Below are 14,793 nucleotides of genomic sequence, written 5' to 3'. Positions count from 1 at the left end.
ATAAATCAAAGCGCCAGTGAATCCTTGCCTTGCGGGCGGCGAGCGCCCGATCACAGACGCCACGACAGCGTATTCGTAGCGCTTGACTATAGACCCAATGTTATAGACTCGTCATACTGCACGTTGCCTCTTGGTTGGCCGCGATGCAACTCGACGTATTGAGAGGATAGACGAAACAACTGATTAAGTTTTCCGTTGGTCTTCTTTAAAAATGATAGGTCAAACCAAACCCGATAACATTGTCGTTAGTGATACCCAGCGCGGTATTATCCCCCAACTGATTGATTTTATAGTCCACATAGGTCACCATATTATCATTGAGATAATACATCACCGCCAGGTCGATATACCTCATCAAAGCCACGTCGCCGTAACCTTCCACTTGCGTCGCCTTGGACCAGAAATACCCCACCTGCGGCTTAATGCCGGAATCAAACAGGTACCCCGCCACCGCTTCCCAATCACGGGTCTTGTTGGCGAACCCCAGCGATTTTATCGGCGTCAGGTTATAGGTTTGCGCATAGATTGACGCCATATACAATTTCGGCCCGGCGTATTTTATCCCCGCGGTCCAGATTTGCGCATCTTTACCTTTACCCAGTTCCAGTTCCTGCTGGTCAGCCGTGCGTTTGGAGGATGAATACGCGCCGGCGAACGTGATGCTATCAGTGATATTGTACGCCGCGGAAACCCCATATCCTTCGCCATTTTGCTTTATCACCGGACGGCCAGTGGCGTTATTGCTGTTATCGTCATTGGCGCCCTGATATTGCAACGCCAAATTCAAACCTTTCACCAGACCATAGGCATTGCGGTTGCGCCAGGTCAACATGCCGGTGCCCCTGCCGGTCATGAAGTTATCCCCGCCGCTGTAAGTCAGGTTATTGAAAATCGGTGCATAGTCGGTGAATGACGCAACATCATAGTCGATCCCCCAATTGCGGCCATAATCCACCGAATCGTAGCGGCCGATATTCAAACCGGCATACGCCAGGCGGGTGGCATTGCCGGTTTGTACGTCACTACCGGATTCCGTGTGGTTCGCCTGAATGTTGGTTTCCCATTGCGCATAACCTGACATCCAGTCATTGATTTGGGTACGACCTTTAAAACCAAAACGGATGAAAGTATTATTCCCATCAAGGGATGTATCGTTACTGGAATAATATCTTGTGTGTACCGCACCGGTCAGTAATAATTGGTTACCATCTTTATTATATATTTCCGCGGCCTGCACGGAGGTGGCGCCGGCAAGGATCAACAACGCTATTGTTGATTTTTTAGCTATCATGATAACTCCAAACCTGTCAATGTTTTCAATAGATATGCTCTGCCCTGTCCGTAAACAGACAAGATGAGGGAAGGTCTTTTTCATTTTCTCTATGCCGGCGGTTACCTGCCGCATCGGCAGAGCCACTATAATGTCAACAAAATGGCTTTAGTACCGTTCGATGAACTAACTGTGAAAACCATCAAGCTCATTTGGAGTATGATGCCAAAATGTCACGCTATTTGGCGTAATACTTTCTTTTGAGATATTTGGCGCTGAAGACAATGTTAACCGTCTTCGAAGGTGCGTAAAAAAAGGGGCCAATTCCCCATAATTTTTCACCATTTTGTGATACTGAGCAAATAATGACGGCACCAATTGATAAATAATGAAACATGGTTTCAAATTTTACTCTGTCTGAAAGCAGTCGGTTACCTTGTCCGTAATGAGGGAAATTATCCATGACGCTTACTCTCCCGCGCGACACCCATTTCCACCATCCGCTGGAAAAAGTGGTGTTTCACTTCTGGCAGCCTGAAAAAAGCATTAGCCAGGAGCATACCCATGAATATTGTGAGCTTTTTCTCGTTGAGAGCGGTAGCGGCGTGCATGTCATCAATGAAAAACCCTGTTTGCTGACGGCGGGTACCTTGTGCTATCTCAATCGGCAGGATTACCACCTCTTCGAGGAAATGAAAGATCTGAATCAGGTCAACCTGCTCTATTTAGGTCGTGATCAATTCAATGTGATCAAGGGGATTGACCATCTGCTGCCTGGACCGGAAGAGACCAACGTTTGGCAAATCGATACCCGCATAATACGTAAGGTTATTGACAAGCTGTCTACCCATCATGAGGGTGAGTTCACCAATAAATATCTGGCGGAAAGTCATAAGGAAATGATGTTTCTTGAGGCACTGCATACCTTAAGCGAGTGGCGATATAAAACCCATGATTTTCATTCTTGCGATGACCGTATCAGCCAGATTATTATCTGGATGAAAAGTCATTTGGACCAACCACTGGATATTGATGGTCTGTGCCGTATGTTCGCTATCTCCAGGCGTAGCCTCCAGCGTGGATTTACGGATTATGCCGGTGTTTCCCCACAACAATATTTGTCCACCACTAAACTATTGCAAGCAAGATATTATTTGCAGTTTTGCCAAATGAATGTATCGCAGGTGGCCCAACGTTGCGGTTTTAGCGATATCAGTTATTTTTCCCGTCTGTTTCGTAAGCATTTCGGTATTTCACCCAACCAGTGTCAGGGGTAGAAAATAAAACCTGTGTTTAGTCTCTTTTCGCGCTTAGGCGGGACAAAGGCGCCGTATGGCGCCCGATGATGCCATTACCGTCAAATCCGCTCGATCAGTTCCAGTTGTCCGGCGCCCACCGTGGCGGAATGGGGAATATCGCGGCAGATGGGCAGCGATTCCCAACGCAGCCAATATCTGTCCTCCGGCCGGCCGTCGCTGTTTTGCGCGGCGATGATCTGCACTTGGGCATCGGGGTGCAGTTGTTGATGCGGCGTCAGAAGTTGCGCGCTAAGAACATGTCGCGCGGGAAGGGTCTCAAGTACGCGCAATGTCACGTCATCGATAACCCAGATACCTTGACCAACCCACTGGGAATACCACTCCACTTCGAGCCGCCCGTTGCCCACCGGCCGAGGGGCGGTTAGCGTTACGTCAGGGGGAATTGAGCCTGGGCCCTGAAAATCCCAACGAAATGTCCACGCGCTGATTTGCTGTTTTTGCCACTGTCCCAGCCCGTCCGGGCGGGCCAGATAAGCCTGCGAATGGCCCTGTTCGTCGTAACGATGGTAGATGAGCACCGGCTTGCCTGCGTTATCGAACCCCACTTCCTGGACCATATTGATAAGGCCTTCGCCGGGGGCGGCGGCGTCGACGATTTCCCCCGTTTCCCGTGTGATGGGCAACGACAGCGACTGGCCGGCTGACGTCTCCCAGTGCAGGAGATCTTTGCTGCGGGCATAGGATAAATTATTGTTGGTTTCGCAATGGGGGGATTCCCGCCACATCCAGATCATATGCCAATAGCCATCGGGACCAGCCAGCGGCGGCCGGGCATAGCCATTGCGCGCGCCTTCGCCATTGAGTAACGGCCGATCCAGCAGCCGTGACCATGTCTGGGTCCGCGTGTCATAGATATTGTAAATATCATCGCCATTGCCGCTGCAACCATCCCGGTAACGGAACAACAGCCGCCCTTGTCGATCTTTGAAAAACAACGGGTAAGTCGCCCGCATTTCCCGATCGCCGGTCATTGCCCGCACGCAACGCAATGAGGCGATATCCAGCGGGCGCGCCGAACGAAAATAAATCAACGGATCAACATGCATATTCCCCGACACATGCAGAAAACCCTCATGGTCTATGGCCATCGTCAGATAATTATGGGAATCATGATCGGTCACCGTCGACAACCGCTGCCGTTCAGCTATCTCAAATCCCTCAGGCCGGACAATCTGCCAGTGCTTTTCCCCCGGCCGTCGAGCGCCCACGGTAAGACGATGTTGCGCGTCATACCATGCGGCAAACAAATAGTCGTGATAACAAAGCAGAGAATAAAGCACCGTAAAATCCGCACAAGCTTCACCCACTTGTGAAACGGTCACCTCTGATCTCATATACTGCTCTCCTGATGAGTGAATGTTTTTTTACGCTTAAGGAAATAACCGGCCAATATAATGGCGCCCAACGGGTGAAGCACCGCACCGACATAGATGGGTAGCGAATAACCGAAATGATCGATTATCGTTCCGACGAACCCGTTGAATATAATGGAGCTGATACCGCCGAGGGCGCTCATAATACCGATAGCGGTACCGATGGCGACCCGGGGCGCCAGGCCGCCCATCATGATGGTCGCCATGCTGAGCCAGGCGGTGCACATAAAATTGATTATCGTCATGATAACCAGCGCCGCCCACGGATGGGTGACCGACGGTAGCAGGAAGACCAACGGCGCCAGGCAGGTCACCGACCAGATAATAATCAGTCGCGCCCGAGTGGCCTCAACGCCGCGCGCCACCAGCTTGTCGGAAATGCGGCAAACCAGGAGTACGCCGAAGACCGCCACCAGCGGCGGCAACCACATCATTTTTCCCACCTGCGCCAGGCTTAATCCAAGTTTTTCCTGCATAAAGCCCACCTGCCAATACTGGTAAAAGAACCAGAACGGGTCAGTCAATAACCGCGCCACAATCAGCGTCCAGATCGGCGCGGATGCCAAAACCAGTTTATAACGCTGGGCGATGGGCAGTTCCGGTGCTTGTTGCACGGGTTCGCCATCACTCACCACCGGCGACCGCCGGCTGAAGACAAACCACAGAATACCGACCACAACGCCGGCAACCGCCGGAATAAAGAAGGACCAGCGCCAGTTGGCGGCCAATGTCACCCACGCGACGAACGGCGGCGCGATAATCAGCCCCAGGGACTGGATAATATTGGTCAATTGAAAAGCGAAGGCGCGCTGTTCCGCTTTGAACCAGGTGAATATCGCCAGCGTCAGCGCCGGCACAATCCCCGACTCCGCCATGCCCAGCAGTATCCGGCCGACGATAAGGCCCATAAAGGAATGCGATAGGCCGGTGATAAGGGTCGCCAGGGCCATTAACGCCATCAATGCGGTAATGACATACCGGCTGCCGAAGCGATCGACCAGAATACCGGAAAAGAAATACATGAATGTGTAGGGAATCATAAAGGCGGTAATCAATATCGAATAATCGATATTGCTGACGCCCATTTCATGCATCAGGGTCGTTTTCAGAATGGAGACTATTTGTCTGTCAAAGGAAAAAAAGAAAAGCACACAACCTAATAAAATTAATAGTATAGAGACCAGCAAGCCGAAACTCGCCTGATTGGCCTTTATCGGTGGACACTCGTTGTTCATATACGCTCCGCAAGGTTCTTGTTCTTTATCACAGCCAGGATGTGAAGCGAGTATATGCGCCTGCCACCGGGTGTTTATCGCCAGGGGGGGAGTTTGTGAATACCGTCATTTCGATTTGCACCTTGGCGCCAGATTGCCGGGTAAATTGGCGTTTTATTCATTCAATACCTGGCGGCGACGGTCATGGCATAGGTATTTCCGCCACTGAACCCCTTATCCTCCGCCTAGGCATTCCGCCCAGGCCGGACGCGGCATAATCCCATAACGGCTCGCCTGTCTGCACCGTTTCGGTGCGCAGACGCACCACAATATTTCATTGGCGGCCGCGATACCCCATTTTCCCCGAACCAGCAGACGGTAATTGTTCGCCATAAATCATTTTTTCGCGTCAAAAATGAATCAATCGAATCATTCGCGTCGTTTTTATAGCTGAAAAGCAATACATAATGCGAATGACTCTATGCATGAAGTGAATCAAATGAATCATTATGAATCATTTTTGGCATAGGTGTTGCAATTTCATACTTATTCGCCCCATCGCAACGCGAGGAAAGACAATGGACTCCGCGACGCTACGACACCATATCAAAGCGGTCTATGACAGCTTACCGAAACAAGAGCGTCAAGCCGCCAGTTTTGTGCTGGACCATCCACAGGAAGTCGCGGTGATGTCCATGCGCGAACAGGCCCGTCTGGCCGGCGTACCGCCATCGACCATGACGCGTCTGGCGAAGCGACTGGGTCTGGCCGGTTTTGATCAGTTGCGCGAGATGTTCGTCAACGCGGTACGCGCTCAGGGGCATGAATACGGTTCCCGCGTACCGGGGCTGGTGGCGATGAAACGGGAAATGGGCGACGCCTCGTTGGTCATGGATATGGTGAATTCCCTGACCGGCCATGTCCAGCAACTGTGCCAGACTGACAATCTGGCGGCTATTGTGCGCGCCGCGCAACTGCTTTCCTCGGCGCGCACCATCTACTGCCTGGGCATGCGCTCTTCGTTTCCCGTGGCATTCCATTTTAGCCATGTGGCGTCGTATTTCCAGGATAACGTCCGGCTGATAGAAGGCGCCGGCGAAAGCGGCGTGATGTCGCTGATGGGCAATATCGGCCCGAAAGACGTCTTGCTCGTCTCAAGCCTTGCGCCCTATGCGCGCCGCACCATCGCACTGGCGCGTTATCTGGCGCAGGAGAAGGCGAAAGTCATCGCCATCACCGACAACGACAGTTCACCGGTGGCGCGCATGGCTAGCGAAACCATATTGGTGCAAAAAAGCTCCACATCGTTCTTCGACATCCTGACGCCGGCCTTCTTTGTCAGCGAATTGCTGGTGGCGCTGCTTGCCGCATCATCCAGACAAGACGTCCGCAAACTGGTCAATAACACTGAAGAAAAATTATGGGCGATGGGGGAATGGTGGAGCCTCGGCTAAGCGGTTTTCAGGGGTTGCGGTGACGGCATGTCGCAGACGATGCGGGAAATCACCGCTGACTCGTCTCGAGGCCGAACGTCACACCTGTCGCCCTTAGGGTCAAACCAACGCCATGATCGTTCACGCTTGGCGATGTTTATACACTCTACATACTTCGCGTTGCATCGCGGCGGCAAGCGAGCGCGGCCAACAAAGAGGCAACGTGGAGTATGGCGGGTATACACACTCATTACATAGGATAAGGTCATGACTGACTATCACGCTAACCTGACCACCGCGCCTAAACATGGCCACAAAAGCCTGTTGTACGCCGAAGTGATCACGGATCTCGACACGCTGACGTCGGTGGATATCGCGGTACTGGGCATTCCCTATGGTTCGCCCTATTCCATAGACGAAGTCACCAACGACCAGACCAACGGCCCCACCGCGGTGCGCCAGGCCACCGACCGGGCGCTACGCAGCATTGAACGTTACGATTTCGATATCAACGGCCCGATGCTGGGCAATCAGCCCATCCGCATGGTGGATGTCGGCGATATTGCCGGCGATGCGCGCGAATTGGGTGGCCACTACGCGGCGGCGGAAGCCGTGGTCCGCAAGATCCTGGCGCTAGGCGGTATGCCGCTGGTGATCGGCGGAGATCACGGCGTGCCCATCCCGGTTTTGCGCGCCCTGGATTCAGTGGGCCCCATCACATTAATACATATCGATTCCCATCTGGATTGGCGGCAGGAGGTCAATGGCGTGACCGACGGCTATTCCAGCCCAATCCGCCGCGCATCGGAGATGGCCCATATCGGCGAGATATTTCAAATCGGCCTGCGCGCCAACGGTTCCGCCCGGCAAGAAGAGGTGGATGCCGCCCTGGCCTATGGCGCGCACCTGATCACCGCGCACGAATTGCACGATGAAGGTCCCGACGCCATCCTTAACCGCATCCCCGACGGCGGCAATTATTACATCACCATGGACGCCGATGGCATCGATCCGACCATCATGCCGGCGGTAGCCGGTCCCGCGCTGGGCGGCGTCACCTACAGCGAAGCCCGAAAAATCATACACGGTCTGGTAAAGAAAGGCCGGGTGGTGGGAATGGACATCGTGGAAATCACCCCCAAAAAAGATGTTAACCAAATCACCGCCATCACCGCCTGCCGTTTTTTTATCAATCTGATCGGCAAGGCCGTACAGGCGGGCTATTTCAACAAATAACCCCGCCGGCAGGGTCCGGTTTCGATGTTATTGATGACATTGAGTCATTTCATCCTCCAATACAGGAATACAGCAATGAGAAATCGTCTGGTATTTACCGCGCTGCTCGGCGCGCTGTCGCTCTTCTCCGCCGCTTCCCGAGCGGCCGATGTTCTGGATACCGTTATGCAGCATAAAAACCTGCGCGTGGCCGTACCGGTGGATTATCCGCCATACGGCTATGTGGGCTCGGATATGCAGCCACAGGGGGTGGATATTGATGTCGCCCATTTAATTGGCGAAAAAATGGGCGTCAAAGTCACGCTGATCCCCGTCACGGGCCCCAACCGCGTGCCTTATCTGCAAACCGGCAAGGCGGACATGACCATTTCTTCGCTGGGCAAGACCGCCGAGCGCGCCAAAGTGATTGACTACAGCATCGCTTATGCGCCGTTCTTCGACGCGGTATTCGGCCATAAGGCGCTTCAGGCGAACACTTTTGCCGAACTGGCCGGCAAAACCGTAGCGGTAACCCGCGGTTCAATGCAAGACGATGAGCTGAGCAAACTGGCGCCCAAGGCGGTGGCCGACCGATTTGAAGACAACAACAGCACCATTTCAGCGTTTTTATCGGGACAAACCCAATTGGTGGCCATCGGCACCACCGTGGCCGGGGCATTGAAACAAAAGAACCCGAATCTGGATTTGCAATTAAAGGTCATCCTGTCCAACTCCCCTTGTTACGTAGGGATGCCAAAGGGCAATCCGGCGCTGGTCGCCAAAGTGAATGAGATCCTGCGCGCCGCCAAGAAAGACGGCACCCTGGATAAGATTTCCGAAAAATGGCTCGGCGCGCCGGCCGGCGATTTACCCGAATGACGACCTCGCCTGACGCGTCGCTGACGCCCTTATCCGTCTGGCTGTCATCCTTGACGGAAGAGGCCCTACCCGCCGAGGTACGCCATGTCGCGCTGCGCTGCCTGGTGGATACCGTGGGCGTCATGCTGGCGGGCGCAAAAACGCGCCAAGGGCAGTTGGCGCAACGGCACGCGCTGGAAACCGGCGCCGCGGGCCCGGCGCAATTGGCCGCCGGCCGGGTCGTCTGCGGCGCGCCGGCGGCGGCGTTCGCCAATGGCGTCGCCGCCCATGCCCTGGATTTCGACGACAATTGCTACGCCGGGTTCGTCCACGGTTCGGCGGTCATCGCGCCGGCGGCATTGGCAACGGCGCAATGGCTTGACGCTAGCGGCTCAGCGCTTATCACGGCGCTGGCGGTAGGCGCCGAGTGTCAATACCGGATCGGTTTGTCCCTGGGACGCAAATTATACGATCGCGGCTGGTGGACCACCGGATTACTGGGCCGGATCGGCGCCACGGCCGCGGCCGCCTGGTTGATGGGCTTAACTGAACAGCAATTCGGTCATGCCCTGGGCTTGGCGATCGCCGGCGCCGGCGGCGCCAAGTCCGTGTTCGGCAGCGACGCCAAACCGCTGTTGGCCGGCCAGGCCGCCGAAGCCGGCGTTCGTAGCGCCATGCTGGCCCGTCTGGGCGCCAGCGCGCCGGCGGACGCGTTATCCGGTCGGTACGGGCTGGCGGCATTGTGCAACGATGGCCGACTGGATGGCGGCGCCTTGGCCGCCGGCGGCCACCGCTGGTGCTTGCTGAACCCGGGCGTGGATATTAAACGCATACCGGTATGCCTGTCGTCACATGCGGCGGTGGATGCGGTCTTGTACCTGGCCGAGCGGCATCGCTTCTCGCCGGCGGCCATTCGGCGTATCGAATGCGACGTGCCGCCCATAGTCCGGGCGAATCTGGCGTATGACCACCCGGCCACCCCGCAACAGGCGCAATTCAGCATGCCATTCGCCCTGGCGGCGGCCTTGTGCTTCGGCGATCTGACGCTTTCACATCTGGATGCCCGCGTGCTGGCGGACCCGCGTATGCGGCACTTGATGGAACGCGTGGTGATGAAAAGCGGTTCGTACTGGCGCGATCCCACGCTGGCGCGGGACGCCCCCGAGGGCGCCGAGGTCACCATCACGCTGGAGGACGGCCTGGCGTATTGCCACCGCGTGGACCAGGCTTACGGTACGGCGGCGCATCCGCTGGATGACACGGCGCTGGAACGCAAATTTATGCAGTGCGCCGGTCCGGTCATCGGCAAGCAGGAAGCCGGCGCTGTGCTACGGCGTCTCTGGTCCGCCCCGACCCTTACCTCGCTGGATTGGCTGCTCGGCGTACCGTCACGCCAACAGGAGTAACGATATGGTATTCGATTTCGGCCCGGTGTTGAGTCAATGGCCGCTACTGGTCGCCGGTCTGCTCACCACCCTCCTGATGACCCTGCTCTCCACGGCGTTCGGCCTGGCGCTGGGCATCGGTTGCGGCTGGGCGCGCGCCGAAGGGCCGCGCTGGCTTGGTTGGCTGGTGGCAGGCTATGTGGAACTGTTTCGCAATACGCCCTACATCGTGCAATTGTTTTTTATTTTCTTCGGCCTGCCCGCCATTGGCTTAAAGATGTCGGCCCTGAACGCCAGCGTGTTGTCTCTGGTGCTCAATTTGGCCGCTTACGCCACCGAGATTGTCCGTGCCGGAATTCAAAACACCCCGCGCAGCCAGAGAGAGGCCGCGGAAAGTTTAGCGCTGGATCGCTGGCAGGTGTTTACCCGGGTAGTGCTGCCCCCCGCGCTGGCGCGCGTCTGGCCGGCGTTGGTCAGCCAGGTCATTATCATCATGCTGGGCTCGGCGGTATGCAGCCAGATTTCCACGACAGAGTTGTCTTACAGCGCCAATCTGATCGCCAGCCGTTCGTTTCGCAATTTCGAGGCCTATATCGTCGCCACGGCGCTGTATCTGGGCCTGGCGGTGGCGGTGCATCAAACCCTGCATTGGTTCGGTCCGCGCTTTATTTTCGGCCGCGGATCGCTCGCCGGTGAACGCCGGAGGCAGTCATGAGCGATTTTTCATTATGGGATATCTACCGCAATCTGCTGTGGGCACTTTGCTGGACCGTGGGTCTCTCGGCCATCGCTTTTACCGGCGGTAGCCTGGTGGGCGGCACATTGCTGGTGCTGCGCTTGCTGCAACGGCGCAAATTGACGCGCCTGATAGCACTGTATGTCCAGCTATTTCAGGGCACGCCGCTCTTGATGCAACTGTTCTTAACCTATTTCGGCTTGGGGCTATTGGGCATCGACACCTCGCCGATGTTCGCCGCCTGCCTGTGCCTGACCCTCTATGCCAGCGCCTACCTGACCGAAATCTGGCGCGGTTGCGTGGCCGCCGTACCGCGCCAGCAATGGGAGGCCGGCGCCAGTCTGGCGCTGTCGTTCGGCGAACAATTACGCTATGTGATTTTGCCCCAGGCATCGCGGCTGGCCGTCGCGCCCACGGTCGGCTTTCTGGTTCAGGCCATTAAAGCCACCGCCCTGGCCTCGGTAATCGGTTTTGTGGAACTGACCCGTTCCGGACAAATCATTGCCAATGCCACCTTCGCGCCTTTCCTGGTCTACGGTAGCGTGGCGTTGTTTTATTTTTTGCTGTGCTTTCCCTTATCGCTGTTAAGCCGGCATCTGGAACATAAATTCACTCTTGGGAGCCGCAAACCATGACCGAGACAGCTCAAACGCCCGTTTTCGCCCAAGTGGACATTCGCGGCCTGCATAAGCGCTTCGGCGACAACGAAGTCCTCAAAGGCATCGACCTGCAAATCAAACGCCAGGAAGTGGTGTGCATTATTGGTAAAAGCGGTTCAGGCAAAAGCACGCTATTACGGTGCATCAACGGTCTGGAGGCATTTCAGGAAGGCTATCTGGCCGTTGATGGTCAAGCGCTCGAACACGACAGTCCGGCATCGCTGCGTGAATTACGCCAGAACGTCGGCATGATCTTCCAGAGTTTCAATCTGTTCCCCCACCTCACCGTCGGCCGTAATGTCATGCTGGCGCCGACGCTGGTGAAAAAAAAGTCCTCCGGTGAAGCGGAGCGTCAAGCGCGTCACTTGTTACGGCGAGTCGGGCTGGAGGAAAAATTCGACGCCTGGCCCGACAGCCTGTCAGGCGGGCAGCAGCAGCGGGTGGCGATTGCCCGCGCCTTGGCGATGGATCCGGAAGTGTTGCTGTGCGACGAGATCACCTCGGCGCTGGATCCGGAACTGGTGGGTGAAGTACTGCAAGTGGTGGAGGCGCTGGCCCGCGACGGTATGACCATCATCATGGTGACCCATGAAATGAATTTCGCGCGCAAAGTCAGCGACCGGGTCGTGTTTATGCATCAAGGCAAAGTCCATGAAGTGGGCACGCCGCAAGACATTTTCGAGCATCCGCAATCCGCGGAACTTAAGCAGTTTCTAGGCTGATGTTATCAAACAGGAGACATATCAATGGTACACACCCGTATTCGTCCTTTTAACACCAAAGAGACCTATCCCGAGCAAAACCTGAACAACGATCTCTGCCAGGCGGTAGTGGCGGGCAATATGGTATTTCTGCGCGGCCAGATTGGCCAAAACCTGGATACCCGGGAATCCGTGGGGATCGGCAGCGTGGCGGAACAGACCGAACAAGCCATGGCCAATATCAAAATGCTGCTGGAAGAAGCCGGTAGCAAATTGGAGGATATCTGCAAAGTTACCGTTTATCTGACCGACGTGCGTTATCGCGAAACCGTCTATAACATTATGGGGCGCTGGCTGAAGGGCGTATTTCCGGTTTCCACCGGTTTAATGCTAACCGCGCTGGCACGGCCGGAATGGTGGGTGGAAATCGACGTCATTGCGGTGAAACCCTGAGGCTGACCGGTATGAACGAGGTCATGGCGATTTTACAGCGTCTGGTGGCGTTCCCAACCCTGAGCCGGCAGACGAATTTGCCGCTTGTGGATTATGTGGAAAGCTATCTGGCGGACTACGGCGTGACGGCGCGGCGCGTTTACAGCGAGGATGGACTGCGCGCCAATCTGTACGCCACGCTGGGGGTCGCGGATCGCGGCGGTCTGTGCTTTTCCGGCCATAGCGACGTGGTGCCGACGGCGGGCCAGCCCTGGCGCAGTGATCCGTTCGAACTGACGCGGCGCGGCGATCGGTTGTATGGCCGGGGCACAGCGGACATGAAAGGCTTCCTGGCCTGTATGCTCGCCTCCCTGCCGGTTTTTCAGCGCGCCGTCTCGCGGTCCGGCGCGCCGCCTATCCACCTTGCCTTCAGTTATGACGAGGAAATCGGCTGTGTGGGCGTGCGGGGGCTACTGGACGAACTGGCCGCCGACGCAGCGCGTCCCATAGGGTGCGTGGTGGGCGAACCGACATTGATGCGCCCTATCACCGCCCATAAAGGCAAAAGCGCCTGGCGTTGCACCGTGCGCGGGCAGGCGGCGCATTCGTCCTACCCGCAGCGCGGCGTCAACGCCATCGACATCGCCGCCGAGTTGGTGTTGTGGTTGCGACAGCAAGGCCGAGACTGGCAGCGGCAATCCCTGGACGACCGTTATCAGCCCGCCTGGTCCACCGTGCAGGTGGGACTGATCCAAGGCGGTAGCGCGGTGAATATCGTGCCGGACCGCTGCGTGTTCGACTTTGAGATCCGTTCATTGCCCGGTACGTCGCACGGGCAGTTGGCCCAGGCGCTGGCGTCTTTCGCCCAGCGACATCTCCTACCCGGGATGCGCCTGACCAGCCCCGATACGGATATCCAGTTTGAACGGCTGGTGGAATACCCGGGGTTAAATGATGATACGGCGCTGGATGCCCTGAAAGCCCGCTGTAACGCCGCGCTCGGCCGAAAGGATTTCGGTGCGGTATCCTTCGGCACCGAGGCGGGATTATTCCAGCAGGCCGGTATCCCGACGCTGGTATGCGGCCCTGGCGATATCGCACAGGCCCATCAGGCCGACGAATATATTGAACTGGCGCAATTACGCCATTGTCTTGAATTTATGGAACGGCTGGTTAACCTGTGATTTTCGGCGCGCTTGCGCGCCTGTTCCGGTTCGACCGGGTTTGCGTTAAAAATCGCCGCCCCCGCGCGGCCTGTTTCCTATTATCGGAAATAACGCTGGCAACCGCCATTTACATTGAATACGCCCGCACGCCCCATTAGCCGATTTATCAAGAATTCCTCGATTACGCAACGGATGCGGCCCTACCCTCAATTTCGGTTAAAAATCGCCATTTACAAGCGGCCCGCATAATTGTAATAGCGATGCGGCCGTTTTCAGGCATCCTTGCCGTCATTTATTATTGAATTCAATCGAATGTCCTCAAGACTTGACGAGGGCCTGTTCCGCGAAAAAAAACAACCTGTATGATATTGGCTAACCGACGGGGCCTCATCAAATATTACGCAAGACAGATTGTCGCGATAGTACATCATTTTTGTATCCTCGTTAAGAGGGTTCCCTGTGAGTGTTAACTCTTTTAATTTTATGGGCAATAATCCAGGTATATCTTTTATTTTATTATAGCTTAAATCAACTTTAGCTAGGGTTTGACTGTAAGGAAAAGGATATTGGGTCAATTTATTATGGCCGGCATTGAGAGTTTTGACATGTTTGGGTATGAGGGGTAGGCAGCGCAGTCCGAGATGGGATAGATCCAATTCTTCTTGTTGATGTTGCAAACAATACAATAGTTTCTCCAAAGCCACTTGACGATTCCTTTTTTCCTCAAACCAGGCCTCTTTAGCCCAACGGACCCATTCGCCATCATAATCGGGAGCCCAATCGTCTAACCTGTACTCGCCATCATCAACGATGACCCGTTGTGGCCAACAGGTAAAGTATTCAGATAGTCGCATAATCTCCCTCCAAAATTGATTTATGAATAAACAAAATTCAACGGTAAGCTACTAAGCTAAATAAACACCCGGCGATCAAAACCATTTGGCGTATAATAATGCTGAGTAGGCCCCCTGCGAAACCAGACAGTAGAAGTCTCTTAACTTAAGAGATAGGCTTGGATACATGTCTAACACT

Annotated in this window: 15 protein-coding genes; 10 read left to right on the top strand and 5 right to left on the bottom strand. The window is 55.4% G+C overall.

The window, feature by feature from the left end:
- Positions 1-205 precede the first annotated feature (205 nt).
- Together FCN80_RS11095 and FCN80_RS11090 are read right to left on the bottom strand one after the other, a co-directional pair.
- Positions 206-1,291, bottom strand: a complete 1,086-nt coding sequence (locus FCN80_RS11095) for a porin (RefSeq protein ID WP_136990231.1) — start codon at positions 1,289-1,291, stop codon at positions 206-208.
- Between the two features lie 217 nt (positions 1,292-1,508).
- Complete coding sequence (locus tag FCN80_RS11090) at positions 1,509-1,733, bottom strand: hypothetical protein (protein ID WP_136990230.1); 225 nt, start codon at positions 1,731-1,733, stop codon at positions 1,509-1,511.
- On the opposite strand from FCN80_RS11090, the gene FCN80_RS11085 reads away from it, so the two are divergent.
- Positions 1,732-2,547, top strand: coding sequence for a helix-turn-helix domain-containing protein (locus FCN80_RS11085; RefSeq protein ID WP_136990229.1), 816 nt, complete (start codon positions 1,732-1,734; stop codon positions 2,545-2,547). The genes FCN80_RS11090 and FCN80_RS11085 overlap by 2 nt on opposite strands.
- 80 nt (positions 2,548-2,627) lie before the next feature.
- On the opposite strand, the gene FCN80_RS11080 is transcribed toward FCN80_RS11085, so the two are convergent.
- Positions 2,628-3,923 carry a BNR repeat-containing protein gene (locus tag FCN80_RS11080; RefSeq protein WP_136990228.1) on the bottom strand — a complete coding sequence of 432 codons (1,296 nt, stop codon included), beginning with the start codon at positions 3,921-3,923 and terminating at the stop codon, positions 2,628-2,630.
- Positions 3,920-5,197 carry an MFS transporter gene (locus tag FCN80_RS11075; RefSeq protein ID WP_136990227.1) on the bottom strand — a complete coding sequence of 426 codons (1,278 nt, stop codon included), beginning with the start codon at positions 5,195-5,197 and terminating at the stop codon, positions 3,920-3,922. The genes FCN80_RS11080 and FCN80_RS11075 overlap by 4 nt, the downstream gene beginning before the upstream one ends.
- Positions 5,198-5,754: 557 nt before the next feature.
- Here FCN80_RS11075 and FCN80_RS11070 point away from each other — a divergent pair.
- The 9 genes from FCN80_RS11070 (at position 5,755) to argE (ending at position 13,779) form a co-directional block, all read left to right on the top strand.
- Positions 5,755-6,630: a MurR/RpiR family transcriptional regulator gene (locus tag FCN80_RS11070; protein ID WP_136990226.1), complete on the top strand. Its 876-nt coding sequence runs from the start codon at positions 5,755-5,757 to the stop codon at positions 6,628-6,630.
- Between the two features lie 246 nt (positions 6,631-6,876).
- Complete coding sequence (locus tag FCN80_RS11065; RefSeq protein ID WP_136990225.1) at positions 6,877-7,845, top strand: agmatinase; 969 nt, start codon at positions 6,877-6,879, stop codon at positions 7,843-7,845.
- A gap of 75 nt (positions 7,846-7,920) precedes the next feature.
- Entirely contained in the window at positions 7,921-8,703 is a 783-nt protein-coding gene (locus tag FCN80_RS11060; RefSeq protein ID WP_136990224.1) for a transporter substrate-binding domain-containing protein, read from the top strand.
- The gene (locus tag FCN80_RS11055) at positions 8,700-10,088 is read left to right on the top strand and encodes an MmgE/PrpD family protein (RefSeq protein ID WP_136990223.1); all 1,389 of its coding nucleotides are present in this window, start codon (positions 8,700-8,702) and stop codon (positions 10,086-10,088) included. The genes FCN80_RS11060 and FCN80_RS11055 overlap by 4 nt, the downstream gene beginning before the upstream one ends.
- A gap of 4 nt (positions 10,089-10,092) precedes the next feature.
- Positions 10,093-10,782, top strand: coding sequence for an amino acid ABC transporter permease (locus FCN80_RS11050; protein ID WP_136990222.1), 690 nt, complete (start codon positions 10,093-10,095; stop codon positions 10,780-10,782).
- On the top strand, positions 10,779-11,438 hold the full coding sequence (locus FCN80_RS11045) for an amino acid ABC transporter permease (protein WP_136990221.1): 660 nt from the start codon (positions 10,779-10,781) through the stop codon (positions 11,436-11,438). The genes FCN80_RS11050 and FCN80_RS11045 overlap by 4 nt, the downstream gene beginning before the upstream one ends.
- Entirely contained in the window at positions 11,435-12,184 is a 750-nt protein-coding gene (locus FCN80_RS11040) for an amino acid ABC transporter ATP-binding protein (RefSeq protein WP_136990220.1), read from the top strand. Before FCN80_RS11045 ends, FCN80_RS11040 begins: the two co-directional genes overlap by 4 nt.
- Positions 12,185-12,208: 24 nt before the next feature.
- Positions 12,209-12,616 carry a RidA family protein gene (locus FCN80_RS11035; protein WP_136990219.1) on the top strand — a complete coding sequence of 136 codons (408 nt, stop codon included), beginning with the start codon at positions 12,209-12,211 and terminating at the stop codon, positions 12,614-12,616.
- Between the two features lie 11 nt (positions 12,617-12,627).
- Entirely contained in the window at positions 12,628-13,779 is a 1,152-nt protein-coding gene (argE, locus tag FCN80_RS11030) for an acetylornithine deacetylase (protein WP_136990218.1), read from the top strand.
- 254 nt (positions 13,780-14,033) lie between these two features.
- Here the strand turns inward: argE and FCN80_RS11025 are convergent, their stop codons facing one another.
- Positions 14,034-14,615, bottom strand: coding sequence for a hypothetical protein (locus tag FCN80_RS11025; RefSeq protein ID WP_136990217.1), 582 nt, complete (start codon positions 14,613-14,615; stop codon positions 14,034-14,036).
- Positions 14,616-14,793: the final 178 nt, after the last annotated feature.

The sequence above is a fragment of the Martelella alba genome, from assembly GCF_005217455.1.
Taxonomy (GTDB): Bacteria; Pseudomonadota; Gammaproteobacteria; order Enterobacterales; family Enterobacteriaceae; genus Acerihabitans.
The sequence above is the reverse complement of the archived record's forward strand: the minus strand, read 5'-3'. Positions and strand labels throughout refer to the sequence as shown.